Origin of the sequence: Burkholderia sp. BCC1208 (assembly GCF_902833095.1) — a bacterium.
Taxonomy (GTDB): domain Bacteria; phylum Pseudomonadota; class Gammaproteobacteria; order Burkholderiales; family Burkholderiaceae; genus Burkholderia.
This window is the reverse complement of record NZ_CADFDY010000001.1, coordinates 942,399-969,108: the sequence shown is the minus strand read 5'-3', so window position 1 is coordinate 969,108 and position 26,710 is coordinate 942,399. Positions and strand designations below refer to the sequence as shown.

Genomic DNA, 26,710 nt, shown 5'->3' with positions numbered 1-26,710 from the left:
GTTACGCGGCGGCTGGGCGGCGAGCGGCGCCGCGCTCGTGCACGAGTTCGCCGGCCGCATAGGTGCGGTACACCGCGCGGTCGTCGCCGAGCAGCGCGAACGCGAACAGCAGCTCCTCGAGCGACTCCGCGCGCTTCGTGCGGCGCGCGAGCAGCGGCGTCGCCTGCGGGTCGAGCACGACGAAGTCGGCTTCGGTGCGCGGCTGGAGCGTGCCGACCGTGTCCGCGAGGTCGAGCGCCTGCGCGGCGCCGGCCGTCGCGAGCCAGAACATCCGCGTGGCGCTCAGGTGATGGCCCGACAGCCGCGCGACCTTGTGCGCCTCGTTCATCGTCTGCAGCATCGAGAACGACGTGCCGCCGCCGACGTCGGTCGCGAGCGTGACGGGCACGTCGTATTCGCCGGCCTTGTCGAAATCGAACAGCCCGCTGCCGAGGAAGAAGTTCGACGTCGGGCAGTGCGCGACGACGGTGCGCGTCTCGGCCATCCGGCGGCGATCCTCGTCGTCGAGGTGGATGCAGTGGCCGTACACCGCGCGCGGACGCAGCAGCCCGTAGCGGTCGTAGATGTCGAGATAGCTGCGGTGGCCGGGGAACAGTTCGGCCACCCATTTCACCTCGTCGACGTTTTCCGCGACGTGGCTCTGCACGAACACGTCCGGATGGCGGCGCGCGAGTTCGCTGCACGCCTCGAGCTGCGCCTCGGTCGACGTCGGCGCGAAGCGCGGCGTGAGCGCGTACATCTGGCGGCCCTTGCCGTGCCAGCGGTCGATCAGCTCGGCGCTGTCGTCGTAACCCGATTGCGCGGTGTCGCGCAGGAATTCGGGGCAGTTGCGGTCCATCAGCACCTTGCCCGCGATCATCCGCAGGTCGCGTGCGTCGCTCGCCGCGAACAGCGCGTCGGCCGACTGCTTGTGCACCGTGCAGTAGACGAGCGCGCTCGTCGTGCCGCACGCGAGCAGTTCGTCGACGAAGAACTCGGCGACTTCGCGTGCATGCTCGGGGTCGCCGAACCGGCGCTCGGTCGGGAACGTGTATTTGTCGAGCCACGGCAACAGGCCCGGCGCCGGCGACGCGATCATGTCCGTCTGCGGATAGTGGATGTGCGTGTCGATGAAGCCGGGCACGATCAGCTTGTCGCGCAGGTCGTGGACCACCGCGTCGCGCGCGAGCGTCGCGGCGAGCGGCGCATACGGGCCGGCCGCGACGACCTTGCCGTCGTCGACGATCAGGAGCCCGTCGGTCTCGTAGTTCGCGGCCTGGCTCGATTGCGCCGGGTCGCCGTTGAAGGTCAGCAGTTGGGAACGGAAAGCGGTTTGCGTCATGACGAAGGGTCCTGCATCAAGGTAAGGCGAACAGAAGAAAGCGATCGACGCCGCATCGCGGCGGGACGGTGCTTCGCGAGCGGAGGCGGCACGCGACGTGCGGCACGGCCGGAAGCGACGGCGCGGGCGAACGTGGCGGCCGAAGCCGCCAGCGAGTGGTTGCCCGCGCACCTCGCGACCGTTGCGACCGTTGCGCCGGCAACCGGCGCGGCGGCGAACGGCACGGCAAGCCGCGACGGCCGGCGCGTGCGTGCGGCGGCGCGCCGAGCCGTCGCTCCGCATGCAAGCAGGCGGCCGGCCCGGCGCCGGGCCGAACCGGTGATCGCGATGCGGATGCCGTTGCCGTGTTTCATCTGTCTAGCGTTCCTCGATGCGGGCCGTCACGCGGCCTGCCAGTACGCATCGAGGCGCGCGTACAGTGCGTCGCGCTGCGCCGGTTCGATGAACGAGGCCTCGAAGCCGTTGCGGATCACCGCGTGGACTTCGGCATCCGTGAGTTGCAGCCCTTCGGCCGTCGCGAAGTAGTTTTCATTGACGTAGCCGCCGAAATAGGCCGGATCGTCGGAGTTGATCGTCACCGCCACGCCGCGGTCGAGCAGTGCCTTCAGCGTGTGCTTCGCCATGTCGTCGAACACGCACAGCTTCAGGTTCGACAGCGGGCAGACGGTGAGCGCCGTGCGCGTTTTCGCGAGGCGTTCGACGAGCGCCGCATCCTCGATGCTGCGCACGCCGTGATCGACCCGGTCGACCTTCAGCACGTCGAGCGCTTCGTAAATGTACGCGGGCGGGCCTTCCTCGCCGGCGTGCGCGACGAGCTTCAGGCCGAGCGCGCGCGCCTTCTCGAACACGCGTGCGAACTTCGTCGGCGGATGGCCGAGTTCGGACGAATCGAGACCCACGCCGATCAGGCGATGACGATAGCGTTCGAACAGCGGCAATGCGGATTCGAACGTCGCGAGCGCGTCTTCTTCGGACAGGTGGCGCAGGAAGCAGAGGATCAATTTGCTCGACAGCCCGCGTCGTTCGGCGTCGGCGACTGCGCGCTCGATGCCCGCGACGACCGTCTCGATCGGCACGCCGCGCTCGGTGTGCGTCTGCGGGTCGAAGAACAGTTCGGTGTGGACGACGTTGTCGGCGAGCGCGCGTTCGCAGTACGCGGCCGTCATGTCGTGGAAATCCTGCTCGGTCAGCAGCACGCTCGCGCCGGCGTAGTAGATGTCGAGGAACGATTGCAGGTCGGTGAACGCGTACGCGGCGCGCAGCGCATCGATCGAATCGTAGGCGAGCTTCACGCCGTTGCGCTGCGCGAGCGCGAAGATCAGTTCGGGCTCGAGCGAGCCTTCGATATGGATGTGCAGCTCCGCTTTCGGCGCGCGGGCAATCTTGTCCTTGAATGTCGGGGTCATGGCGTCGTTCTTGGTCGGTCAGTAGGTAGGGGAAGCCTGCGCGGACGTATTCGCCTCGACGGCCTGCAGCAACTGCGCGGCCACCGAGATCGCGATCACTTCGGGCGCCTTGTCGACGATGCCTTCGACGCCGATCGGGCAGCGCATCCGCGCGACCTGGGCCGGGTCGATGCCGATCGCGGCGAGGCGATGATCGAACTGCACGCGTTTCGTGTGCGAGCCGGTCATTCCGAAGTATGCATAGTCGCCGCGTCGCAGGATGCGCTCGGCCAGCACGAAATCGAGTGCGTGGTCGTGCGTCATCACGACGAAGTAGGACTGCGGCGGCGCTGCTTCGACCGCGTCCGCCGGGGAAGCGGCCGCGTCGATCGCGAGGTTCCCGATGCCGGCGAGCGCGTCGGCCGGCGGGAACGCCGCATCGGGCCCGTCGATCCAGCGTACCTGGCACGGCAGCGTCGCCAGCACCTTCACGAGCGCGGTGCCGATGTGTCCCGCGCCGAACAGCATGACGGGGAACGCATACGGCGCGATCGTTTCGGTCATCAGCGATACGCCGCCGGTTTCCCACAGCAGGCAGTCGGCGCGCGCGGCTTCCGATTCGGGCTCGCTCAACAGCGGCGCGCCCGGCGAGGGGCCGAATGATACGCTACGGACGGTCGCGGCGCCGGCCGCGACGCGCTTCGCGAGCGACATGATCCAGCCGAGATCGCCGACGTCGAGCCGCTCGAACGCGAGCACCACGGCGCCGCCGCAGCACTGGCCGAGACTCGGGCCGAGCGCGAGCCGCTCGAGCCGGCGTGCGTGCGGCACGTGCGCGCCGTCCTTCAGCAGGTGCCGCGCGATCTCGATCGCCTTCCATTCCAGATGACCGCCGCCGATCGTATGGCGTGCCGTGTCGCGCGTGACCAACATCTTGGTGCCGGCTTCGCGCGGCGCGGAGCCGTCGGTGTGCGCGACCGTCACGAGCACGGCCGCTTCGCCGTGCGCGAGCAGTTGCTGCAGATCGCCGAGCCAGGCTTCCATCAGCACGCTCCGTTCGGGACGACGCGGCACGACACGCGGCGCGGGCTGGCGGGCGCGGCGGCAACGAGGGCGGACGGGAGCGGGGCAGGCCGGCTGCACGGCCGATGCGGTGCGACGGCAGGGCACTGACGGCGTGCGCGAACGGCGCCGCCGGACGCGCGGACGCCATGAGGGTGACGGATGCGGATGGTTTGCGTTGTCATGATGAATCCAGTCGACATTGCGGATCGGGCGCGCGTTACGCAGGGAGCGGTGAGACCGCCTGGCCTCGCGCACGTAGATCGCCATCCAGTCCCGAAGATAGCATCGCCACGCGGCGGGAACATGGCCGGGCGGTGATCCGGGCTATCAGGCGGCGATCATGTCGATCATAGGCCGGCCGCGCGGGATCGGGGCACCGACGCATGCACGTCGGGCCGAAACGCACGCGTGACGGGGCGGGGGCGCGGCGATCGCGCGACGCATGCCGGCCCGGAAATCGGGGCGGCGGCGGAGTAAGTGTTTACGCGCGATGAGCGAGCAGGGCCGGTGCAGGCGTCGGCCGCGGCCGGGTGGCGACTCGCCGGCTGCGCGCGGCCCACTCGGTCGGGCCGCGCGGATCGTGGGCCGGCAAAACGGCCGCCCGGTCAGCTCGCGAGCTTGCGGCGATGGCGCCAGAGGCTCGCGATGGCCGCGATCAGGATCGCGGCGAAGCCGATCAGCGCCCAGCCGGGCAGCAGGATGCCGAAGATCGGCGGGTAGACGGTCTCGCACAGCCCGGCGACCTTGAACATGCCGGGGAACCACTGCGCGGGCGGCAGGCTGTCGACGATCGGCTGCAGCGTGTCGAAGCCGCAACTGAAGCCCGGATTCATCTGGATCGACAGGTGCCGCGCGGCCGTGCCGACACCGCCGGCCGCGGCGAGCGCGATCAGCAGTTCGAGCGCCCAGACGCCGCGCCAGCTGCGGATTCCCGTGGCCAGGAACGCGAAGATCCCGATCGCGCAGAAGAAGTAGCGCTGGATGATGCACAGCGGGCACGGGTCTTCGTTCTTCGCGTACTGCAGGTACAGCGCGCCGGCCAGCAGGGCGATGCACACCCATCCGAGCAGCATCAGCAGGCGGCGTTCGCGGCGTAGCGCAAGCGTGTAGTCGTTCATGTCGGCGGGGTTCCTCGTCGGTCGGTCCGGAAAACAATCGGGCGATTTTAGCGCGAATGATCTGGCACGAAACTGACGGCGCGCGTGCGGCAGCCTGCCGCACCGCGCGCGGGCCGCCTGCGATCGGCCTGCCCTCGGCTGGCGAGGTCAGCGGATCGTGTTCAGCACGGCCTCGACCGACTGGCCGATCGCAAGCAGCGCGTCGTCGCGATGCGGCGCCGCCGCGAGCATCAGGCCGACCGGCGCCGCGTCGCGCGGATGGCACGGCAGCGACAGCCCGCACGCATCGAGGAAGTTGAACGCGCTCGGGTTGCGCAGGATCAGCGCGTTGGTGCGCGTGAACGCGTCGTCGTCCGTTTCGAGTTCGGCGATGCGCGGCGGCACCACCGGCACCGTCGGCGCGACGAGCGCATCGAAGCGCGACCAGACCGTGTGCGCGGCTTCGTCGAGCATCGCGGCGCGGGCGGCGAGTAGGTCGAGATAGTCGGCCGCCGTCGCGGGCTCGCCCTTCATGATCCGCGTCAGCACGCGCGGGTCGTACTGGTCGCGATGCGTGGCGAGCAGCGGGCGATGCCATGCGTACGCTTCGATCGGCGAGAAGCCGAAACGGTTGATCTCCGGCAGCCGGTCGAGCGCGGGGAAGCGCACTTCGGTGACGATCGCGCCGGCGGCTTCGAGATGCTTGAGCGCGGTGTCGAGCGCGGCCGCGACGTCGGCATCGACGCCGTCCGTCACGTAGTTCGTCAGCACGCCGAGCCGCACGCCTTCGAGCGGCCGGGCGGCCGGCACGTGCGGCTCGAGCCCCGCGAGCATCCGGTCGACGAGCGCGCAGCACGCGACCGTCAGGCCGATCGGGCCGAACGAGTCGAGCGTCGTCGACAGCGGCACGGCGCCTTGCGTCGGGATTCGGCTCGCGGTCGGCTTGAAGCCCGTCAGCCCGCACAGCGCGGCCGGAATGCGGATCGAGCCGCCGGTGTCGGTGCCGAGCGCGACCGCCGCCATCCCGTCGGCGACCGATGCGGCCGCACCCGACGACGAGCCGCCCGAAATCCGCGCATCGCCCGGCACGTCGCGGTGGTACGGCGAGCGCGGGTTGCCGAAGTGCGGATTCAGCCCGAGCCCCGAGAACGCGAACTCGCTCATGTTGGTGCGGCCGACCAGCACCGCACCCGCGCGCTTGAGCCGGGCGACCGCGACCGCATCGGTGCGCGCGGCCGGCGCGTCGTCGAGTACGCGCGAACCCGCGCGCGTGACCTGGCCCGCGACGTCGAACAGATCCTTGACCGATACGGGAATGCCCGCGAGCGGCGACAGCACGGTGCCCGCGGCGCGCAGCCGGTCGTGTGCGTCGGCGGCCGCGCGTGCGTTGTCCGCATCGACTTCGGTGAAGACGACGGCGCCCTGGCCCGACGGATCGGCGATCCGGTCGAGCGCGGTGTCGACGAGCGCGCGGCTCGTGGTCCGGCCGGCGGCGAGGTCGGCGGCGAGCTGGGCGAGCGGGGGGAACGGCGTGAAAGTGGTCATGGCGGCTCAGGGGCGAAGATGTTGAAGAAGCGTGGAGCGGAACGAATCGATATGGCGTTCGACGGCTGCGCGCGCGCCGGCGGCGTCGCGTGCGGACAGCCGATCGAACAGCGCGCGGTGCTCGTGCTGGACGTCGGCGAGATGGTGCGGTTCGGACAGCGTGACGAACCAGAAGCGCAACGAACGCTCGTGCAACGCGCGCAGGATGTCGGCGAGCACCGCGTTGCGCGCGGCCGCGGCGATCGTCTGATGAAACGCGCGGTCGAGCTCCATCATGCCCTCGACGTCGTGCGTATCGACGCAGGCCTGCCCGTCGTCGAGCAGCGCGGCCAGGCGCGCGAGATCGTCGGGCGTCGCATGGCGCGCGGCCAATTCGGCGCAGTGGGCTTCGTTGATGCGCCGCACGTCGATCACCGCGACGATGTCGTCGAGCGACAGCGGCTGCACCATCAAGCCCTTGCGCGGCATCACGGACAGCAACCCTTCGAGCACGAGCCGATGCACGGCCTGATGCACCGGCGTGCGGCCGATCCCCGTACGTGCGACGAGATCGGCTTCGTTGAGCGCGGCGCCCGGCTTCAGGCGCATCGTGATGATGTCGCGCTGGATCAGCGCGTACGCGCGGTCGGCGAGGCTGGCCGGAGACGCGGTGGGGCGATCGCGGGTGACGTCGGTCAGCGTACTCATGCGGGCGGCGCGGCCGGGGCCGGAAGGGGCGCGATCATGGTGCGGATGCTCGGGAAGCGTGGGCGATCTCTGGATATTATTGTGATATATCAGTGGCGTCCAGTATGGTCGATGCGAGGCCGGCTCGCGACTCGGCCGCTCCCCGCGCGACTTGCCACCGACTTGCAACAATATCGACAGGATGTTGCAGGTTTGCCGCGCGATCGTGCACTGAAGCATAATGAATCCTCGTCTATCCCTACGCGCGAGCGACGCATCAGACCATCGTCATGAGCGAAAACACGCCTTCCCCGGCCGGTCTGCCCGGCACCTCTTCCGCTTCTTCCGATTCCCCCCGTCCCGATCCGGCGAAAACGCCCGATGCGCCGGCCACGCAGGCCGCCGCGGAGAATGTCGCCGACGACGGCGCGTCGCCCGTCACGGCCGCATCCGAGCCGGGTGCGCCCGGTGCGGCGGGCGCCGTCGGTGACGGCGCTGCCGCGGCCGTGCCGCCGAAGCCAGGCGTGCCGCCGCCCGGATTCGGCGCACCGCCCGATTTCGACACGCCGCGGCCGCCGCCCGCGAACGCGCAGAATGCGCCGCCGGCCTATCTGAAACAGAGCGACACGCCGTGGTCGGTGTTCGGCCGGATCGTCGCGGCGCGCGCGCGGCGGCTGTTCGACCGCGCCGGCCAGCGGATCACGCAGCGCACGCTGCGCATCGGCGTGTCGGCGCGGATCTTCCATCCGGAGCCCGGCGCGAAGGGGCTGCGCGGCAAGACGCTGCAGTATCTCGAGGAATCGATCGCCCACTGGGTGATGTCGCGCGACGTGCTCGTGTTCATGATTCCGACCGTCGGCCATCAAGGCATGATCCATCCGAGCAACATTCGCCTGCGCGACTACGCGAAGCATCTCGACGGCCTGCTGCTGCAAGGCGGCGCCGACGTGTCGCCGCAGACCTACGCGGCGTCGGATGCGCGCCCCGAATGGCCGGGCGATCGCGTGCGCGACATGTACGAGCTCGAACTGCTGCACGAATTCGTCGAGTCCGGCAAACCCGTGCTCGGCGTGTGTCGCGGCTGCCAACTGATCAACGTCGCGTTCGGCGGCTCGCTGTACCAGGACATCGCCACCGACGTGCCGACCGCGAACGCGCACGTGAGCGAGCATTACGACCAGCATCGTCACGCGATCCGCTTCCCCGACTCGTCGACGCTCGCGAGCATGTTCCCGGGGCGCAGCGAAGCGATCGTCAACTCGATACACCACCAGGCGATTCGCGATCTCGGCCGCGATCTGAACATCGAGGCCGTGTCGGCCGGCGACGGGATCATCGAAGGCATTCGCCACCGGCGTTCGCCGTTCGTCGTCGGCGTGCAGTGGCATCCGGAGTTCCATCGCGCGGGCGGCTCGGAACTGCTCGACTGCACGCCGCTGCTCGACGCGTTCCTGCGCGCGGCGCGCGAAACGCGTCTGTAGCACGCTGTATTTTTCGCGTCGCACGAAGGCCGGCCGCATCCCGATTAATTCGAGATGCGGCCGTTTCGTTTTGAACGATAATCGCGAGTTCCGATTCGTTCGCCGGAGTCTGACGTTGGCTTTCCGAAACTTTTCCCCTGCACGATGCGCAACGTGGATCGTTGCACTGGCTGCCTGCGCGCAAGCGGGCGCGGCCTGGTCCGACGATGCGACCGCACCTGCCGCCGGTACGCGTCCGGCGGTCACGAGCCTGAGCGGCGGCGCGTCGCCGGCGGCATCGGCCACGGCCGCGACGGACGCCGCCGCGCAAGGCAACGTCGCCGAGCTGACGCAGATGCTGCACGACGGCCGGATCGTCGAGATGCGCACGACCTACAACGGCAGCTACGGCGCGAGCCTGATGTTCGATCCGCGCGAGATGACGTACTACGTCGCGCTGTTCCAGGACAAGAATCTGTGGCGCGTGATCCGTTCGCAGGAAAAGAATCGCGCGGAGATGGTGTACGCGAACTTCGTCCAGCAGACGGCGCAGCTCGCCGATATCGAGATCCGCCGGACCGAGCTGCAGGCGCAGAAGGCATTTCTCGAACGCGTGATCGCGCTGCAGGCGAATCGGGCGCAGCAGTTGCAGGCCGACTTGAGCGTCGCGCGCAGCCAGCAGGCCGAAGTCACGCAGCGGCAGAAGTCGGCGCAGGAGCAGGCCCAGGCGCTGCAGGTCGAGAAGCGGGCCGCGCAGTTGCAGTTGCGCGATCTGCAGGAGCAGGTGCGGCAACTCGAGAAGCAGACCGAGACGGGGCTGCCCGCGCACAAGTAACGATTCGTCGAACGGACGCAGCGAGACGAGCGCAAACCCGGCGAAGCGATCTTCGCCGGGTTTTTTATTTGCGCGTGCGTCAGTGCGGGACCGCTTCCGGCACGTCGGTCACGCGACGGTGCGACAGTTGCGACGTCCAGTCGAAACCGGCCGCGGGCGGGGACGCCGGGCGCGCCGGCTGCGTGGCGCGCAGCGCGTTTGTCATGGCAATCAACGTGGCCGGATCGTCGAGCGAGGCGCGGGTATCGCGGGTGTCTGCCATGCGCGGCGGCGGAGCGAGCCGATCGCGTGTGCCGGCGTGGATCGCGCCGCGCTGGATCGGCGGATGGGCGGCGAGCCGCGGCACGACCGGTGTGCGGGGCGGTGCCTTCGTCGTGCGTTGGCTGGTTGCTCGACGTGGCGAGGCAGGGGGGGCGTGCCGTACGTCGGCCGTCGCTCGCAGGTGGCGCGGCGCCGGGCGAAGCGCGACGCGATGCGTGGCTGGCGGCGATCCAACCGTGTTCGCGACAGGTGTCGCCACGTTGCGCTGCGGCATGACGTGCGTCGACGTAGCAGGTTGTGCCGCGCCGCCGGACGCTTGAAGCGCGTACGCAGGACCGCGACCCACAGGCGGAGCGTACGCGCCGATCAGCCAGCCAATGATGCCGAGCGCGCCGATGCTCCAGCAGACGGCGTACATCGCGCGCCGGTCGCGAGGGCGGCGCGCGGGATCCGGCACGCGACGGGCGGCCGCCGCGGCCGGCGTGACAGCCACCCCGGCCGAAGCCGGCAGCGATGCCGCCGCGGGCAGTGGTTGCCATTGGCACGTGCGGTGTGGCCGGTCGACATCGATGCAGGACGTGGTCAGTGTCGCGAGGCAGTTCCTGCCGGGCCGTGCGCCGGGCGCACCGGGGAATCGCCATTCGCGGCCGAACGGCGGGATGTGATCGAGCGGAGTGGCGCGTGGGCGGGCGAGCGCGCCTTCGACCGGGACGAGGGGCGATGGGGTCATGAAGGGGGGCCGCCGTGCGACACGGGTGACCGTGCCGGAGCGGCGAGGAAATGTCGTCGCAAATCGTGACATTGTGGTCAGCAGGCGAACGCAGGTCGATCAGATTGATCTGATTCTTGTGCCCATTGCGGGGCGACGTGTACGAGGCGGATACCGCGACGGCCATGACAGGGCGCCACAAGGCAAATGTCGGCCTGGCGTGGCATGATTCACGAATCATGCCGGTGGCGCGCCGTTACGCGCCGTGCCGCCGGCGGGCAGCGATGTCCGTGCGCGCCGGCCCGACCCGGCGCGTCGTGCATCGTCGGATTCATGCGGCGCGGTATTCGCGCCATCCGAGCTGAGCGAGAAAACATGTCCACCGCGTCCCCTGCCATCGCGCAGGAATCGAAAGTCCGCACCGTCTTCCGGGTCGTCAGCGGCAACTTCCTGGAAATGTACGACTTCATGGTCTACGGGTATTACGCGTCGGCCATCGCGAAAACGTACTTTCCGAGCGGCAACGCCTTCGCGTCGCTGATGCTGTCGCTGTCGGTATTCGGCGCGGGCTTCCTGATGCGGCCGGTCGGTGCGATCGTGCTCGGCGCGTATATCGACCATCACGGCCGCCGCAAGGGGCTGATCCTGACGCTCGGGCTGATGGCGATCGGCACGCTCACGGTGGCCGCGATACCGGGCTATGCGACGATCGGCGTGCTCGCGCCGGTGCTCGTGCTGCTCGGCCGGTTGTTGCAAGGCTTCTCGGCGGGCGTCGAACTCGGCGGCGTGTCGGTCTATCTGTCGGAGATCGCGACGAAGGGCCACAAGGGGTTCTATACGTCGTGGCAGTCGGGCAGCCAGCAGGTGGCCGTCGTGTTCGCCGCGTTCGTCGGCGTCGTGCTGAACCGCGCGCTGCCGGTCGAGGAAATGACCGCGTGGGGCTGGCGCATTCCGTTCCTCATCGGCTGCCTGATCGTGCCGTTCCTGTTCCTGATCCGCCGTTCGCTGAAGGAGACCGACGAATTTCTCGCGAAGCGCCATCGCCCGACGATGGGCGAGATCATGCGCTCGATGCTCGACAACTGGGGTGTCGTGGTGGCCGGCATGGGGATGGTGATCATGACGACGGTGTCGTTCTACATGATTACCGCCTACACGCCGACCTTCGGCAAGGAAGTGCTGCACCTGTCGTCGCTCGACGCGCTTGTCGTGACCGTCTGTGTCGGGATCTCGAACCTCGTGTGGCTGCCGCTGTCCGGTGCGCTGTCCGATCGCATCGGCCGCCGCCCGGTGCTGATCGCGTTCACCGTGCTGACGCTGCTGTCGGCTTACCCGGCCGTGCTGTGGCTCGTCGGCGATCCGTCGTTCCTGCGGCTGCTCGCGGTCGAGCTGTGGCTGTCGTTCCTGTACGCGTCGTACAACGGGGCGATGGTCGTCGCGCTGACCGAAGTGATGCCGGTCGACGTGCGTACGGCCGGCTTCTCGCTCGCATACAGCCTGGCAACGACGATCGGCGGCTTCACGCCGGCGATCTCGACGCTGCTGATCCACCAGACGGGCAACAAGGCGGCGCCGGGGCTGTGGTTGAGTGTGGCCGCGATCTGCGGCTTGATCGCGACGCTCGTGCTCTACCGCACCGCCGACGCGCGCAACCAGTACAAGTCGGCCTAACGGCGGCCGGGATGTCGCGCGGCGTCGGCCGCGCGTCGCATCGAAGAAGGGGGCGCAATGCGCTCCCTTCTTCGTTTGCGGTCATGCCTCGCGCAGCATGTCGGCCACCGCGGCCGCCACGTCGGGCCATGCGCCCGGCGCAGGCTGGCGGGCGATCCTGGCCTGCGCATACCACGGGCAGTCGCCGCCGGTGAACCAGCGCCAGTCGGGTGCGAACGGCAGCATGACCCACAGCGGCTTGCCGAGTGCGCCCGCGAGGTGCGCGACAGCCGTGTCGATTGTGACGACGCCGTCGAGCCGCTCGATCAGCGCGGCCGTATCGGCAAAGTCGTTCAGCCGGCCGTCGAGACGATGCACGCGCGGATGCGCGTCGACGCGCGCCCGTTCGTCATCGTCCAGCGCGGGCTGCAGCACGATCCAGTCGATGTCCGGCAGCGCGAGCAGCGGCGCGAGCGCGTCGAACGGCATCGAGCGGTTTTCCTGTGCCTGCCGGCGCCCCGACCACGCCAGGCCGAACTTGCGCTTCGACTGCCCGCCGAGCGAGCCGCGAAAGCGCCGCCCGGCGCCGTCGGGCGCATCGAGGTAGCGCGAGCCGACGATGTCTTCCGGTTGAAGCCCGAGCAGGAACGGCAGGCTCATCAGCGTGCAGGCGACGTCCGCGGCAGGCAGCTTCGCGGCGCCTTGCGCGACGAGCGTCACGCGCCAGCGCGACGCGGCCGGCGTCAGCAGCGCGACGAGTTCCGGCTGGACTTCGAGCACGACGCGCGCGCAGCGGGCGCGGGCCAGCGGCACGAAGCGGACGAACTGCAGCGTGTCGCCGAACCCCTGTTCCGCGCGGATCAGCAGCGTACGCGCCGCAATCGGCTCGCCCTGCCAGCGCGGCAGCGCGCCGAGCGGCGTCGCGCCGGGCGTCTCGTGGCGCGCTTCGTAGGCGGGCAGGCCGCGCGCGAAGTCGCGCAGCGTCAGCAGCGTGACCGCGCGATGCAGCCGCGCGAGCGTGAGATCGGGCGCGACGCGCAGCGCCTGGTCGAATGCGCGCAGCGCCATCTCGTGCGCGCCGAGCGCGTGATGCGCGTTGCCGAGATTCAGCCATGCGAGCCCGAACGACGGATCGAGCCCGACGGCGCGTTCGTAGTACGGCAGCGCGTCGCGGTGGCGCGCCTGCGCGCAGAGTGCGTTCGCGAGCCCGAACAGCGCGAGCGGAAACGGCGGGTGCAGCGCGAGCGCGGCTTCGAATGCCGCGGCCGCCTCGGCATGCCGGCCGACCGCATCGAACGTGTTGCCGAGATTGAAATGCGCGGCGACGAACCGCGGCTGCGCGGCGATCGCGGCCTGGAAGTGCGCGATCGCATCGTCGGCGCGGCCCATCGCGCTCAGTGCCATCCCGAGGTTGTTGTGCGCGCCCGCATGCCCGGGCCGGAGCTCGAGCGCGCGACCGAACGCGGCGAGCGCGTCGTCGTGGCGGCCGAGCGCGTTCAGCGCGTTGCCGAGATTGTTGTGGATCGATGCGTCGTCGGGCGTGAGCCGCAGCGCGCGGCCGAAAGCGTCGATCGCATCGTCGTGACGCTGCACCGCCGCATAGGCGTTGCCGAGGTTGTAGTGCGCGAGCGGAAATTCGGGTGCAAGCGTCAGCGCGTTGCGAAAGCGGTCGATCGCTTCGTCGAGCCGGCCGAGCGCTTTCAGCGCGTTGCCGAGATTGAGCTGCAGCGCGGCATCGTTCGGACGCAATGCGACGGCGCGGCCGACGAGATCGGCTGCCTCGGCGTGCTGGCCCTGCTGATGCCGCAGCACGCCGAACAGGTGCAGCGCGTCGGCGTCGGCGGGGTTGGAGGCGAGCGCGTTGCGATAGCCGTGCTCGGCCTCGGCGAGGCGACCCGCGCGGTGTGCGGCGTATGCCTGGTCGAATACGGAATCCATGACGCGAAAACGAGCGGAAAGCGCGTATTTTCCCACACCGCGCGGCGGGGTCGCGGATCGGCCGGTTGGCATATGGCCCCGTGACGCGGAGCGGCGTAGACTTGCAGAGTCGCGTGTCATCGAGGGTCTCATGGCTGACACACTGTCCGATATCCCGCCCGTGCTGATCGTCGGCGCGGGGCCGACCGGCCTTGCCGCGGCGATGAGCCTCGCGCGGGCCCGCGTGCCGGTGCGCATCATCGATCGTCTCGTCGCGCCGGCGCCGTTTTCGCGTGCGATCGGCATCCAGGCGCGCACGCTCGAACTGCTGGAGCAGCATCGTGCGGTCGAACCGTTTCTCGCGCTCGGCCATCGCGCGCATGCGGCCGAGCTGCATGCCGACGGCCGCGTGATCGCACGGCTCGATTTCGATCCGCTGCGAACGCGCTATCCGTATCTGATGTTTCTCGACCAGAGCATCACCGAGCGGCTGCTCGCCGAACATCTGGCCGGAATGGGCGTGACCGTCGAACGCGGTACGGCGCTGACCGCATGCGACGCGGGCGGCACGTCGCTCGACGTGACGCTGCGCTGCGCCGACGGCCGCGACGAGTCGTTCACCCCGTCATACCTGATTGCCGCCGACGGCGCGCACAGCACGGTCAGGCATCTCCTCGGCCTCGGCTTTGCCGGGCATGCGTTCGAACAGACTTTCCTGCTGGCCGATTTCGCGGCGATACCCGACTGGCCGGACGAGGAGATCCACCTGTTCACGACGCCCTCCGGAATCGCGGGCCTGTTTCCGATGGGAGGCGGCCGTTACCGGCTCGTGGCGGACCGGCCGCCCGGCGGCGACGCGTCGCCCGACGCAGCGGCGCCGTCGCTCGCGGAATGCGATGCGATCATTCGTGCGCGCGTCGGCGCATCGATCTCGCCAAGCGATCTCGCGTGGTCGTCCTATTTCCACCTGCACAGCCGGATGGTCGGCCGGCTGCGTCATGGCCGCGTGTTCTTCGCGGGCGACGCCGCGCACGTCCACAGCCCGGCCGGCGCGCAGGGCATGAACACCGGCATCCAGGAGGCGTTCAACCTCGGCTGGAAGCTCGCGCGCGTCCTCGGCGCGGGCGCGCCCGAGCGGTTGCTCGACACCTATCACGCGGAGCGCCATCCGATCGAGCGCGACGTGTTGCGGCAGACCGGTTTCGTCACGCAGGTCGTCGAAGCCGAGCGCGGTGCGATGAAGCTGCTGCGCGATCATGTCGTGCCGCTGCTGGCGTCGTTCGGGCCGCTGCGCGACGCGCTCCGGCGCACGGTGAGCGAGCTCGGCGTGCAGTACCGGAAGAGCCCGCTCACGCTCGAGCGCGTGCTCGACGGCGGCCCGCGCGCGGGCGAGCGCGCGCCCGATGCGCTCGTGCACGTGCTCGACGGGCCGCTCGGTCGGGCGCCCGGCGCGGCGCGGCTATACGATCTTCACGATCCGGCGAGTTTCACGCTGTTGCTGCTGGAAGAGCCGGTGGATACCGACGCCGGCGAGGTGCCGCCGATCCCGGCCGATGCGCAGGTGCTCGTGCAGGGGCTCGAACGGATCATGCCGGAAGCGGTGCGCGTGTGGCGCGTCGCCGATGCCGAGGGCGACGGGGCGGCAGGGCTCGCGCAGGAATACGGCCGCTCGCGGCCGTCGTTCTATCTGCTGCGGCCCGACGGCTATGTCGCCGCGCGGGGGCGCACGGCGACCGACGCCAACGCGTTGCTGCGCCACTGCGAAAGCTGGTTCGCGGGCCTGTCGGTGTCCGCGTAGCCGCGCGCTCAGGCGGGCGCCGCGGCAGGCACGAGCGACGCGCGATGCGCGGCGATCGCATCGCGCACGATCGGCATCGCGCGTTGCCCGGCTTCGCTCGACGGATCGTCGAGCGCGGCGAGAAACGCGCGTCGCATCCGCGGTTCCCAGAAGCGCCGGATATGCTCGGCGATTCCGGTCAGCGCTTCGTCGCGATCGGGCATCGATTCGAAGAATGCGCCGATCTGGTTGGCCATGTCGATCAGGTGGTCGTTGTTCATTGCGGCCTCACTTGCCTGTCGTCACGGCGGCTGGCGCGGCGGCGCGGCGCTCGAGCAGGTCGAGCTGCTCCGAGTTGAAGCGCGCATACGCGCGCTGCCAGTCGGACGGCTGCGCAACCGGCATCACCTGCACGGCCGTCACCTTGTATTCGGGGCAGTTCGTCGCCCAGTCGGAGCTGTCCGTCGTGATCACGTTCGCGCCCGATTCGGGAAAGTGGAACGTGGTGTACACGACGCCCGGCTGCATGCGCTCCGTCACGAGCGCGCGCAGCACCGTCTGCCCCGCGCGCGATTCGATGCCGACCCAGTCGCCGGAGCGGATCCCGCGATCCTGTGCGTCGTGCGGATGGATCTCGAGGCGATCCTCCTCGTGCCACCGGACGTTTTCGGTCCGGCGCGTCTGCGCGCCGACGTTGTATTGCGACAGGATGCGGCCCGTCGTCAGGATCAGCGGATAGCGCTGCGTGACCTTCTCCTGCGTCGGAATGAACTTCGTGATCACGAACCGCCCCTTGCCGCGCACGAACGTGTCGATGTGCATGGTCGGCGTGCCTTCGGGCGCCTGTTCGTTGCACGGCCACTGGATGCTGCCGAGCGCGTCGAGCTTGTCGTACGACACGCCCGAGAAGGTCGGCGTGAGCCGCGCGATCTCGTCCATGATTTCCGACGGATGCGTGTAATGCATGTCGTAGCCGAGTGCCTGCGACAGCAGCAGCGTGACTTCCCAGTCCGCGTAGCCCGCGAGCGGCGGCATCACCTTGCGCACGCGCGAGATCCGGCGTTCCGCGTTCGTGAACGTGCCGTCCTTCTCGAGGAACGTCGAGCCCGGCAGCAGCACGTGCGCGTATTTCGCGGTTTCGTTCAGGAAGATGTCCTGCACGACGATGCATTCCATCGCCGACAGCGCGGCCGCGACATGCTGCGTGTTCGGGTCCGACTGGACGATGTCCTCGCCCTGGCAGTAAAGCCCCTTGAAGCTGCCGTCGAGCGCAGCGTCGAACATGTTCGGGATGCGCAGTCCGGGCTCCGGCTGCAGCGTGGCCGACCACGCCTGCTCGAACTGCGCGCGCACGACTTCGTCGCCGATGTGGCGGTAGCCGGGCAGTTCGTGCGGGAACGAGCCCATGTCGCACGAACCCTGCACGTTGTTCTGGCCGCGCAGCGGATTGACGCCGACGCCTTCGCGGCCGACGTTGCCGGTCGCCATCGCGAGATTCGCGATGCCCATCACCGTCGTCGAGCCCTGAGCGTGTTCGGTGACGCCCAGCCCGTAATAGATCGCGGCGTTGCCGCCCGTCGCGTACAGGCGCGCGGCCTCGCGGACCAGCTCGGCCGGCACGCCCGTCACGTCCGCTGTCGCCTCGGGCGAATTGTCGGCCTGCGCGACGAAGTCGCGCCATTGCTCGAACGCGCGCGTCTCGCAGCGCTCGGCGACGAATGCGTCGGCCACCAGCCCTTCGGTGACGATCACGTGCGCCAGTGCATTGACGATCGCGACGTTGGTGCCCGGACGCAGCTGCAGATGGTGCGTGGCCTTCACGTGCGGGCCGTCGACGACCTCGATGCGGCGCGGGTCGATCACGATCAGCTTCGCGCCTTCGCGAACGCGCCGCTTCAGCCGCGAGCCGAACACCGGGTGGCCCTCGGTCGGGTTCGCGCCCATCACGACGATCACGTCGGCCTGGCCGACCGATGCGAACGTCTGCGTGCCGGCCGATTCGCCGAGCGTCGTCTTGAGGCCATAGCCGGTCGGCGAGTGGCACACGCGTGCGCAGGTATCGACGTTGTTGTTGCCGAACGCGGCGCGCACGAGCTTCTGCACGAGATAGGTTTCCTCGTTCGTGCAGCGCGACGACGTGATGCCGCCGATCGAATCGCGGCCGTACTTCTGCTGCAGCTTGCGGAATTGCGTCGCCGCGTAGGTGAGGGCTTCGTCCCAGCTCACTTCGCGCCACGGGTCGGTGATCTTCTCGCGGATCATCGGCTTCGTGATGCGGTCCTTGTGCGTCGCATAGCCCCACGCGAAGCGCCCCTTCACGCATGCGTGGCCTTCGTTCGCGAGACCGTTCTTGTGCGGCGTCATGCGCACGACCTGCGTGCCCTTCATCTCCGCCTTGAACGAGCAGCCGACGCCGCAGTATGCGCAGGTCGTGACGACCGAGTGTTCGGCCTGCCCGAGCTGCACGACGGATTTTTCCTGCAGCGTGGCCGTCGGGCATGCGGCGACGCAGGCGCCGCACGACACGCACTCCGACGCCATGAACGATTCGCTTTCGCCCGCGGCGACGCGTGATTCGAAGCCGCGCGCGGTGATCGTCAGCGCGAACGTGCCCTGCGTTTCCTCGCAGGCGCGCACGCAGCGGTTACAGACGATGCATTTCGACGGGTCGTAGGTGAAGTACGGGTTCGATTCGTCCTTGGTGTCCTTCAGGTGATTCGCGCCGTCGAAACCGTAGCGCACTTCGCGCAGGCCGACCACGCCCGCCATGTCCTGCAGCTCGCAGTCGCCGTTGGCCGGGCAGGTGAGGCAGTCGAGCGGGTGGTCGGAGATGTACAGCTCCATCACGTTGCGGCGCAGCGACTGCAGCCGGTCCGACTGCGTGCGCACCTTCATGCCGGCTTCGGCCGGCGTCGTGCACGACGCCGGATAGCCGCGCCGGCCCTCGATCTCGACGAGGCACAGCCGGCACGAGCCGAACGGTTCGAGCGAATCGGTCGCGCAGAGCTTCGGGACGTTGACGCCGGCTTCGATCGCCGCGCGCATCACCGACGTGCCGGCCGGCACCGTGACCGGCTGGCCGTCGATTTCGAGCGTGACGTCGGTATCGGCATACCGTTGAGGTGTGCCGTAGTCGGTATCGTCGAACGGATCGCGGGCGCGCGCCTGTGCGGCGCTCTTGCACGCGCATTGGCCCGAGCCGCAGCCGCCTTGGCGGACGTTGTTCGTGTCGAGGGACATGCAGGGCTCCTTCTGGGTCAGGCCGCAGCCTTGACCGGGCCCGACGCGGCATCCTTGCCCGCGGCGAGTCCGAAATCTTCGGGGAAATGATCGAGCGCGGACAGCACCGGGTACGGCGTCATCCCGCCCATCGCGCACAGCGAACCGGCCAACATCGTGTCGCACAGGTCGCGCAACAGCGTGACCTGCCGCTCCGATGTATCGCCGTGGCGAATGCGCGCGATCGTCTCGACGCCGCGCGTCGAACCGATCCGGCACGGCGTGCACTTGCCGCACGATTCGATCGCGCAGAACTTCATCGCGTATTCGGCCAGCTCGGCGAGATTCGACGTGTCGTCGTGCAGCACGATGCCGCCGTGGCCGACGACCGCGCCGATCGCCGTGTACGCCTCGTAGTCGAGCGGCACGTCCCACTGGTGGTCGGGCAGGTAGGTGCCGAGCGGGCCGCCGACCTGCGCGGCGCGCGCAGGCCGGCCACTGGCCGTGCCGCCGCCGAAGTCGAACAGCAGCTCGCGCAGCGTGACGCCGAACGCGAGCTCGACGAGGCCGCCGTAACGGATGTTGCCTGCCAGCTGGAACGGCAGCGTGCCGCGCGAGCGGCCCATCCCGTAGTCGCGATAGAACGCGGCGCCGCGCGCGAAGATCACCGGCGCCGTCGCGAGCGTGATCACGTTGTTGATCACGGTCGGCTGGCCGAACAGGCCGGCGAGCGCGGGCAGCGGCGGCTTCGCGCGCACGACGCCGCGCTTGCCCTCGAGCGATTCGAGCAGCGCCGTTTCCTCGCCGCAGACGTACGAGCCCGCGCCTTTCGCGACGTGCAGCTCGAACGCATGCGGGGAGCCGAGCACGTGTTCGCCGAGCCAGCCGGCTTCACGCGCGCGGACGATCGCGGCTTCGAGCACGGCGATCGCGTGCGGGTATTCGCTGCGTACGTAGATGTAGCCGACCGTCGCGCCGGTGGCGATACCGGCGATGATCATCCCTTCGATCAGGCAGTACGGATCGCATTCCATCAGCAGGCGGTCGGAGAACGTGCCCGAATCGCCTTCGTCCGCGTTGCAGACGATGTATTTCTGCGCGGCGCGTGCTTGCCGCACGGTACGCCACTTGATGCCGGCCGGGAACGCCGCGCCACCGCGGCCGCGCAGCCCCGACTCGATCAGCGCTTCGCATGCGGCGTCGCCGTCGAGCGCCAGTGCGTTCTTCAGGCCGGCGAGGCCGTCGTGTTGCAGGTAGTCGTCGATCGACAACGGATCGGTCAGGCCGATGCGCGCGAACGTGAGCCGCTGCTGGCGCGCCAGATAGGGCAGCGCGTCGACGAGGCCGACGCCGCTCGGATGCGTGCCGCCTTCGAGCCAGTTGGCGTCGAACAGGGCCGGCACGTCGGCGGCCGACAGGTTGGCATAGCCGACGCGGCCCGCGGCCGTTCCGACTTCGACGAGCGGCTCGAGCCACAGCAGCCCGCGCGAACCGTTGCGAACCATCTCGATCGCGACGCCGCGCCGTTCGGCCTCGGCCATGATCGCGGCGGCGAGCGCGTCGGCGCCGAGTGCCAGCGCGGACGAATCGCGCGGTACGTAGATGCGGGTCGTCATGCGGCCTCCGGCGTGTGGGCGACCGCGTCGGCCAGCAGTGCGTCGAACTTCTCCGGCGTGACCTTTGCGTGGAGCACCCCGTTGACCGTCATCGACGGCGATTGCGCGCACAGCCCGAGGCAGTAAACCGATTCGAGCGCGACGTCGTCCGGCGTGTGGGTTGCGGCGGCGGCATCGCCGTGCGCGGCGTCGAACCGGCAGCCCGTGCGGGCTTCCGCGTGGGCGGCGAGCGTTTCGCAGCCCATGCTGCGGCACGCTTCGGCGCGGCACATCTGGATCGTCACGCGGGCGGGCGGCGCGGTGCGGAAATGATGGTAGTAGGTCAGGACGCCGTGCACTTCCGCGCGCGACAGGTTCAGCGCTTTGGCGAGCGGCGCGACGCAGCCCTGCGGCACGTAGCCCGCGTCGTCCTGGATCGCGTGCAGGATCGCGACGAGCGACCGGCCGGCGCGCGCATGGCGCTCGACGAGCGCATCGGGCGCAGGGGAATTCGGGGACATCGGTTATGCTCCTCCAAAGTCTCATATGCGCTCGAAATTCATATAGTGCGCACGTGGGACTTCGTTCTGATTGATTTTGACCAACGATAAGCGGAAGATTTCGTGGTCGCAATAGGAAATCGGAGTGCATAATTGATTCGAATCGAATGCGACGCGTATCTGACCGTACGCGACACGGAAGGCCGTTCGGCCAGCCTCTCCGACGTCGCTCCGCTGCTGGAGCTCGTGGCCGATACGGGCAGCATCGCGCAGGCCGCGCAAGCCAAGGGGCTGTCGTACCGGCACGCGTGGGGCATGCTGCGCGCGCTGGAGTCGTGCATCGGCGGGGAATTGATCGAAACCGCGCGCGGCAAGGGGTCGACGTTGTCGGCGCTCGGGCAGGCGGTCGTCGATGCGCAGCGTCTGGCGCGCAGCCGCCTCGACGGGAACCTGCGCACGCTGGCGGCCGAGGTGGCCAGTGAACTGAACCGGCGGCTCGCGCAGCGCGACGGCGCCGTGCGCATCCATGCGTCGCACGGTTACGCGGTCGCGACGCTCGTTTCCGCGCTCGTCGATGCGCAGGCGGCCGTCGACATCAAGTATCGCGAGAGCGTCGAGGCCGTGCAGGCGCTCGCGCGCGGCGAATGCGACCTCGCCGGCTTCCATTTGCCGCGCGGCGCGTTTCGCGCGCAGTGCGCGCAAATCTACCGGCCGTGGCTCGACGACACGCGCCACGTGCTGATCCACCTGACGCGCCGCCAGCAGGGGCTGTTCGTCCCGCGCGGCAACCCGAAGCAGGTACGCGGGCTGGCGGATCTGGCACGCAACGACATCCGCTTCGTCAACCGCCAGCCGGGATCGGGCACGCGCATGTTGCTGGATCTCGCATTGCGCGCGATCGGCATCGATCCGGAGCGTATCGACGGCTATGCGTCGGCCGAACTCACGCATTCGGCGATCGCGGCGTTCGTCGCGAGCGGAATGGCCGATCTCGGTTTCGGCGTCGAGCCGGCCGCCCATCATTTCGGGCTCGACTTCATCCCGGTCGTCGACGAGGACTATTACTTCGCATGCGAACGCGCTCGGCTCGATGTGCGGCCGCTCGCCGATGTGCTGGCACTCCTGCGTGACGCACGCTTCGTCGAGCGCGTCGCGCATCTCGACGGCTACGATCCGGCCGCGTGCGGCGCGCTGGAGCGCATCGCGACCGGGCTGGCCGGCAGCGACGACGCGAGCGGCCCGGACGGCAATTCCCGGTAACGAAGATGCGATCGCGCCGCGCTGCAGCAGTGGGGGAATTGCGCTACGCTTGCCGCTTGATCAACGTTCCAACAAGCACGCCGTTCAGGCGTCATCCCGCCATGAAATTTTCCGTTCCCCTTGCCGCGGCAGCGTTGACCGCGGGGCTGCTGGCCGTCGCTTCGCCGTTTGCGTTCGCGCAGAATTCCCCGGGGGTGCCCGGCGGCATCCTGAGCGAACAGTTCCGCCTGAACGAACATCCGCAGATGCCGTTCGCGGCATCGACGCCGTCGGAGAAATACCAGAGCGGCAAGAAGTCGGCATTGCGTCGCAAGGGTGATCTGGGCGATCCGAACGGCTGCAACCTGAAGTGCCCGCTGGATACCCGGTAACGGGCCGGCGGCATGTCTGCGCCCGGGTGGGGCGCTTGCCTTTTGTGCGGCGGTTTGAGCAACTGACGGACTGCAGCAGACGTTCCGTCTGATTCCGCACCTCTATTCGAGCCCCGCGAAGCCTCCCGCTTCGCGGGGCTCGTGCTTTTCGGCGGCTCTTCACGCAAGACGGGACGGGCGAAGCGGCCGTTCGCCCGCATTCCCGTCCCGACAGAAATCTAGGGTTAACCCGTAAATCAGGAAGGATGTCTTCCTGAAACCTGCCTTATTCTTAAGCATCCACCTACATAAACTTCGATTTGTCGGCGCTGATCAAGGGTGTTCACCGCCGAATCAGACAAATCTGGAGGTAGGTCATCATGAAGTCGCTCGTTCAAGCCGTTGTCGTTGCTGCCGCTCTCGTTGCTCCGGTCGTTTCGTTCGCCCAGTCGGGTTCGACGATCACGCGAGCGCAGGTCCGTGCCGAACTGGTTCAACTCCAGCAGGCCGGTTACAACTCCGCCCGCGGCGAAGATCCGCACTATCCGGAAGCGATCCAGGCCGCAACGGCCCGTATCGCGGAGCAGCAGCGCAGTGCGTTGGCGCAAGCTCAAGGCGCCGACGCCAGCGGCTACGGTGCGCAGGCACAGGGCGCATCGGCGTCGGGTTCGCGCGCAATGGGCGTGCGCCCGGCCAGCGCGGAAGAAATGAAGTCGCTGTATCGCGGCAGCTAAGCCGCATATCGCCCGGTGTGGGCCGGCGCGGGCGCTGCGCTGCGTCGTGCCCGACGCCAGCCGTCGGGCCGGTCGCTGCCCGGCGCAGCCGATGATGGCGCGGGCGCGGCCGAACATCCGTCACGGATGGAGCGCGCGTAGCAGAACATCCGTCACCTCCTGCCGCCGAACATCGGCGGCATTCCGCACGACCCATCCGTGGCTGGGCGCTTTTTCGGAAGGCGCCGGGCGTGCGTTTCGCCGGCAACAAAAAACCCCGCAGACTTGCGTCATGCGGGGTTCGTGCGACGAGCGCGGAATTTGGTGGAGGCGGCGGGAATCGAACCCGCGTCCAGAAGCGCTCCACGACTAGTTCTACATGTTTAGTCCAGTCTTTTGATTTAACCGCAGCGACGCGGACGAACACGCTGCACTACGGCGATTCGCTAGATTTTCGACCCTGGCGTCGCGACGCCGACAGAGCTTAACTGACGTAAATGACCTCTGGCGGTATTGCTACCGGTCTTGCGACACTAGCCCGTCAGTGAACTAGGCAGAGGACGGCGGCCCTTAGGCTGCCAGTGCGAACGTTTCGTCGTTTGCAGTTACGATTTTCCCATTGATTAACGAGGTGACGGGTCCTCGACATGCCCTAGCCGCTTCACAACCCCTGTCGAAACCAGGTCGCCCCCGCGGTAAGATCGACCATTATAGCCCAACATCGCGCAGCAGGTCCCGCAGTTCCTGCGTCGTGTCGACGAGGTGCTGGGCCTGCCAGTCGGCCGGCGCGATGCCGTCGCCGCAATAGCCGTACGCGGCTGCCACGGTGGCCATGCCGGCGGCGCTGCCGGCCTGAATGTCGCGCAGGTCGTCGCCGACGTAGACGATGCGCGCGGGCGCGAGCGTCAACTGGCCGGCCGCATGCAGCAGTGGGGCCGGATGCGGCTTCGAGTGCGGCGTTGTGTCGCCCCCGACGACGCAGGCGGCGCGCGGCGCGAGACCGAGCAGCTCGACGAGCGGCGCCGTGAGCCGCATCGCCTTGTTCGTGACGATGCCCCAGCGCACGCCGCGCGCATCGAGTTCGTCGAGCACGTCGCCGATGCCGGGAAACAGCGTCGTCTGCACGCAGAGATCGGTCGCGTAGTTGACCAGAAATTCGTCGCGCATCGCTTCGTAGCCGGGCGTGTGCGGATCGATGCCGAACGCGCCGCCGAGCAGGCCGCGGGCGCCCGCCGAGGCCAGCGGCCGCAACACGTCGAGCGACGTTTCGGGCAGGCCGCGCTCGCGCTGCATCTTGTTGACGGCTGCCGCGAGATCGGGTGCCGTGTCGGCGAGCGTGCCGTCCAGATCGAACAGGACCGCATCGCAGTGCAGCAGGCGCGGTTCGTCTGGGATCCGCGCGGTCGAAAGGGGAGTCGTCATGCCGGTCGGAAGGTCACGCGCCGCGGCGGCACGCGACGAGGTAGTTGATGTCGGTGTCGTTCGACAGCGCGAAGCGCTTGCCGATCGGGTGATACGTGATGCCCTTGAGCTCGACGATGTGCAGATCCGTTGCACGCACGAAGCTAGCCAGTTCCGACGGGCGGATGAAGCGCGCGTAATCGTGCGTGCCCTTCGGCAGCATTTGTGCGATGTATTCCGCGCCGATCACCGCGAACAGGTAAGACTTCAGGTTGCGGTTCAGCGTCGAGAAGAACACCCAGCCGCCCGGCTTCACGAGCGTCGCGCACGCGGCCACGATGTCGCCGGGCGACGGCACGTGCTCGAGCATTTCCATGCACGTGACGACGTCGTAGGTGCCCGGTTCGCGCGCGGCGATCGCTTCGGCGGCGATCGCCTCGTAATCGACCGAAATGCCGCTTTCGAGGCTGTGCAGGTCGGCAACGCCGAGCGCTTCGGTCGACAGGTCGATGCCTTTCACCTGGGCGCCGAGCCCGGCCATCGATTCGGACAGGATGCCGCCGCCGCAGCCGATGTCGAGTGCGCGCTTGCCGGCCAGGTGCGCATGCGCGTCGATCCAGCCGAGCCGGACCGGGTTCAGGTCGTGCAGCGGTTTGAATTCGGCATTCGGATCCCACCACCGGTGGGCGAGGTCGCTGAATTTCTGGAGTTCGTGCGGATCGGCGTTGGTCATGTCGGCAAACGGGCTACGAGAGGAGGGCGATGCTTCGGTGCGTCAGCCCCGAGTATATAAGCGGGCGGACGGCGAGGCCAGCGAGCGCCTGGACGGCGCGTCAATGAAAAAGCCCCGCCGGGGCGGGGCTTTGAAGCAGTCGAGAACCGCGGCTTAGTTTGCCGGAACGGTCGTCTTCTGCACTTGCTGCGTACCAACCACTTCGACTTCCACGCGGCGATCCGGTGCGAGGCAGGCGATGAGTTGCTTGCGGTTCTTCTGGTTGCAGCCAGTCGTAACCGGGTTGCGCTTGCCCTTGCCTTCCGTGTAGATCTTGTTGGCCGGCACACCCTTGCTGACCAGGTACGACTTCACGGCTTGCGCGCGGCGCAGCGACAGACGGTCGTTGTACTTGTCCGAACCGATACGGTCCGTGTAGCCCGTTGCGACGACCACTTCCGTGTTCATGCCTTCGATCTTCGAAGCCAGTTCGTCCAGCTTTTGCTTGCCCAGCGGCTTGAGCGTTGCCTTGTCGAAGTCGAACAGTGCGTCGGCTTGATACGTGATCTTCTGGCTCGTGATGGCCGGAGCGACCGGAGCGACCGGCGGCTGCGGTGCCTGGGCGACCAGTGCGCCATCGCACTTGGCGTTGGCGGTGGCCGGCGTCCAGAACGCGTCACGCCAGCAGAGCTCGTTCGTGCCGTTCATCCACACCCATTCGCCCGTGCCGTTCACCCAGTTGTCATTGACGGCTTGACGCGACGCCGGCACCGACTGTGCCGAAGCGGATGCAGCCATAACTGCGGTAGCTGCAATGAACGCGAGCTTTGAAAGTTTATTCATATTTCTCCTCTCGAAATTGAGATTACCGCAGGTTTACTGCGAGCCTGTTGACGGTGACAAGTCATACATTGCTCGAAGTATAACATTGGTGCGGCACAAAAAACGCGGCACCGCTCTGTGTAGACTTCGAGCAGCGTCTAACTTTCAGTGCGTTGGCATTTTGCCATATCGTTCCCTTCCTACGAAAAAAAATCCTCCCCACCCCAAGATCGCTTCAACTTTGTGGTGCATGCGCAACACCGCCCTGCCGTAACTTTTAGAAATTGTCAAGAGCGTGGCCGGGAAATCGCACGAAATGCACGCCGTCGTTTACTCGCGCGCATGAAGGAGGGCGGATGGGATCGCGTGCGATTTCGGCCGATTCGCCGCGGCCGCGATTTTTGCTGTTCACATATAGAGGGGGAGCGGATTGGCGGCTGATGGGCGCAT

At 68.3% G+C, this 26,710-nt stretch carries 23 protein-coding genes and 1 other RNA gene; 7 read left to right on the top strand and 17 right to left on the bottom strand.

Annotation, left to right across the window (positions count from 1 at the left end):
- Position 1: 1 nt before the first annotated feature.
- From guaD to HWX09_RS04365, 7 genes are all read right to left on the bottom strand, one after another.
- On the bottom strand, positions 2-1,321 hold the full coding sequence (gene guaD / locus HWX09_RS04395) for a guanine deaminase (protein ID WP_027783839.1): 1,320 nt from the start codon (positions 1,319-1,321) through the stop codon (positions 2-4).
- Complete coding sequence (locus tag HWX09_RS04390; RefSeq protein ID WP_080681322.1) at positions 1,318-1,674, bottom strand: hypothetical protein; 357 nt, start codon at positions 1,672-1,674, stop codon at positions 1,318-1,320. The genes guaD and HWX09_RS04390 overlap by 4 nt, the downstream gene beginning before the upstream one ends.
- A gap of 27 nt (positions 1,675-1,701) precedes the next feature.
- On the bottom strand, positions 1,702-2,727 hold the full coding sequence (locus tag HWX09_RS04385; protein ID WP_027783840.1) for an adenosine deaminase: 1,026 nt from the start codon (positions 2,725-2,727) through the stop codon (positions 1,702-1,704).
- Between the two features lie 18 nt (positions 2,728-2,745).
- Complete coding sequence (gene xdhC / locus HWX09_RS04380) at positions 2,746-3,750, bottom strand: xanthine dehydrogenase accessory protein XdhC (RefSeq protein WP_027783841.1); 1,005 nt, start codon at positions 3,748-3,750, stop codon at positions 2,746-2,748.
- Between the two features lie 626 nt (positions 3,751-4,376).
- Positions 4,377-4,889, bottom strand: a complete 513-nt coding sequence (locus tag HWX09_RS04375; protein ID WP_027783842.1) for a disulfide bond formation protein B — start codon at positions 4,887-4,889, stop codon at positions 4,377-4,379.
- Positions 4,890-5,036: 147 nt separating this feature from the next.
- Complete coding sequence (locus HWX09_RS04370) at positions 5,037-6,413, bottom strand: amidase (protein WP_027783843.1); 1,377 nt, start codon at positions 6,411-6,413, stop codon at positions 5,037-5,039.
- A 6-nt stretch (positions 6,414-6,419) separates the two neighbouring features.
- Positions 6,420-7,100, bottom strand: a complete 681-nt coding sequence (locus tag HWX09_RS04365) for a GntR family transcriptional regulator (RefSeq protein ID WP_027783844.1) — start codon at positions 7,098-7,100, stop codon at positions 6,420-6,422.
- A gap of 269 nt (positions 7,101-7,369) precedes the next feature.
- On the opposite strand from HWX09_RS04365, the gene HWX09_RS04360 reads away from it, so the two are divergent.
- Both HWX09_RS04360 and HWX09_RS04355 read left to right on the top strand, forming a co-directional pair.
- Positions 7,370-8,560 (top strand): type 1 glutamine amidotransferase, encoded by a 1,191-nt coding sequence (locus HWX09_RS04360; protein WP_027783845.1) that lies wholly within the window; start codon positions 7,370-7,372, stop codon positions 8,558-8,560.
- A 115-nt stretch (positions 8,561-8,675) separates the two neighbouring features.
- Complete coding sequence (locus tag HWX09_RS04355) at positions 8,676-9,374, top strand: DUF2968 domain-containing protein (protein WP_027783846.1); 699 nt, start codon at positions 8,676-8,678, stop codon at positions 9,372-9,374.
- A gap of 79 nt (positions 9,375-9,453) precedes the next feature.
- Here HWX09_RS04355 and HWX09_RS04350 read toward each other — a convergent pair whose 3' ends face one another.
- Positions 9,454-10,365 carry a hypothetical protein gene (locus HWX09_RS04350; RefSeq protein WP_175888557.1) on the bottom strand — a complete coding sequence of 304 codons (912 nt, stop codon included), beginning with the start codon at positions 10,363-10,365 and terminating at the stop codon, positions 9,454-9,456.
- Positions 10,366-10,719: 354 nt separating this feature from the next.
- On the opposite strand from HWX09_RS04350, the gene HWX09_RS04345 reads away from it, so the two are divergent.
- Positions 10,720-12,015: an MFS transporter gene (locus tag HWX09_RS04345; RefSeq protein ID WP_027783848.1), complete on the top strand. Its 1,296-nt coding sequence runs from the start codon at positions 10,720-10,722 to the stop codon at positions 12,013-12,015.
- Between the two features lie 81 nt (positions 12,016-12,096).
- Here HWX09_RS04345 and HWX09_RS04340 read toward each other — a convergent pair whose 3' ends face one another.
- Complete coding sequence (locus HWX09_RS04340; RefSeq protein WP_027783849.1) at positions 12,097-14,004, bottom strand: tetratricopeptide repeat protein; 1,908 nt, start codon at positions 14,002-14,004, stop codon at positions 12,097-12,099.
- A 58-nt stretch (positions 14,005-14,062) separates the two neighbouring features.
- On the opposite strand from HWX09_RS04340, the gene HWX09_RS04335 reads away from it, so the two are divergent.
- Positions 14,063-15,709 carry an FAD-dependent monooxygenase gene (locus HWX09_RS04335; protein ID WP_027783850.1) on the top strand — a complete coding sequence of 549 codons (1,647 nt, stop codon included), beginning with the start codon at positions 14,063-14,065 and terminating at the stop codon, positions 15,707-15,709.
- Positions 15,710-15,717: 8 nt separating this feature from the next.
- On the opposite strand, the gene HWX09_RS04330 is transcribed toward HWX09_RS04335, so the two are convergent.
- Genes HWX09_RS04330 through HWX09_RS04315 form a run of 4 tightly spaced genes read right to left on the bottom strand, consistent with a single transcriptional unit; the run spans position 15,718 to position 21,023 of the window.
- On the bottom strand, positions 15,718-15,969 hold the full coding sequence (locus HWX09_RS04330; protein ID WP_027783851.1) for a formate dehydrogenase subunit delta: 252 nt from the start codon (positions 15,967-15,969) through the stop codon (positions 15,718-15,720).
- A gap of 7 nt (positions 15,970-15,976) precedes the next feature.
- On the bottom strand, positions 15,977-18,928 hold the full coding sequence (gene fdhF / locus HWX09_RS04325) for a formate dehydrogenase subunit alpha (protein ID WP_027783852.1): 2,952 nt from the start codon (positions 18,926-18,928) through the stop codon (positions 15,977-15,979).
- 17 nt (positions 18,929-18,945) lie between these two features.
- Positions 18,946-20,523 (bottom strand): formate dehydrogenase beta subunit, encoded by a 1,578-nt coding sequence (locus tag HWX09_RS04320; protein ID WP_027783853.1) that lies wholly within the window; start codon positions 20,521-20,523, stop codon positions 18,946-18,948.
- Positions 20,520-21,023, bottom strand: coding sequence for an NAD(P)H-dependent oxidoreductase subunit E (locus HWX09_RS04315; RefSeq protein ID WP_027783854.1), 504 nt, complete (start codon positions 21,021-21,023; stop codon positions 20,520-20,522). The genes HWX09_RS04320 and HWX09_RS04315 overlap by 4 nt, the downstream gene beginning before the upstream one ends.
- Positions 21,024-21,155: 132 nt before the next feature.
- Here HWX09_RS04315 and HWX09_RS04310 point away from each other — a divergent pair, with 132 nt between their 5' ends.
- The 3 genes from HWX09_RS04310 (at position 21,156) to HWX09_RS04300 (ending at position 23,346) form a co-directional block, all read left to right on the top strand.
- Positions 21,156-22,262 (top strand): substrate-binding domain-containing protein, encoded by a 1,107-nt coding sequence (locus HWX09_RS04310; RefSeq protein ID WP_027783855.1) that lies wholly within the window; start codon positions 21,156-21,158, stop codon positions 22,260-22,262.
- Between the two features lie 101 nt (positions 22,263-22,363).
- Positions 22,364-22,633, top strand: a complete 270-nt coding sequence (locus tag HWX09_RS04305) for a hypothetical protein (RefSeq protein ID WP_027783856.1) — start codon at positions 22,364-22,366, stop codon at positions 22,631-22,633.
- Positions 22,634-22,992: 359 nt separating this feature from the next.
- Positions 22,993-23,346: a DUF4148 domain-containing protein gene (locus HWX09_RS04300; protein WP_027783857.1), complete on the top strand. Its 354-nt coding sequence runs from the start codon at positions 22,993-22,995 to the stop codon at positions 23,344-23,346.
- A 301-nt stretch (positions 23,347-23,647) separates the two neighbouring features.
- On the opposite strand, the gene ssrA is transcribed toward HWX09_RS04300, so the two are convergent.
- The 4 genes from ssrA to ompA all read right to left on the bottom strand — a co-directional run bounded on the left by ssrA (position 23,648) and on the right by ompA (position 26,281).
- Positions 23,648-24,017: a transfer-messenger RNA gene (gene ssrA / locus HWX09_RS04295) on the bottom strand.
- Between the two features lie 16 nt (positions 24,018-24,033).
- On the bottom strand, positions 24,034-24,747 hold the full coding sequence (gene gph / locus HWX09_RS04290) for a phosphoglycolate phosphatase (RefSeq protein ID WP_027783858.1): 714 nt from the start codon (positions 24,745-24,747) through the stop codon (positions 24,034-24,036).
- A gap of 13 nt (positions 24,748-24,760) precedes the next feature.
- Positions 24,761-25,459 carry a bifunctional 2-polyprenyl-6-hydroxyphenol methylase/3-demethylubiquinol 3-O-methyltransferase UbiG gene (gene ubiG, locus HWX09_RS04285; RefSeq protein WP_027783859.1) on the bottom strand — a complete coding sequence of 233 codons (699 nt, stop codon included), beginning with the start codon at positions 25,457-25,459 and terminating at the stop codon, positions 24,761-24,763.
- Positions 25,460-25,612: 153 nt separating this feature from the next.
- Positions 25,613-26,281: an outer membrane protein OmpA gene (ompA, locus tag HWX09_RS04280; protein WP_006476579.1), complete on the bottom strand. Its 669-nt coding sequence runs from the start codon at positions 26,279-26,281 to the stop codon at positions 25,613-25,615.
- Positions 26,282-26,710 lie beyond the last annotated feature (429 nt).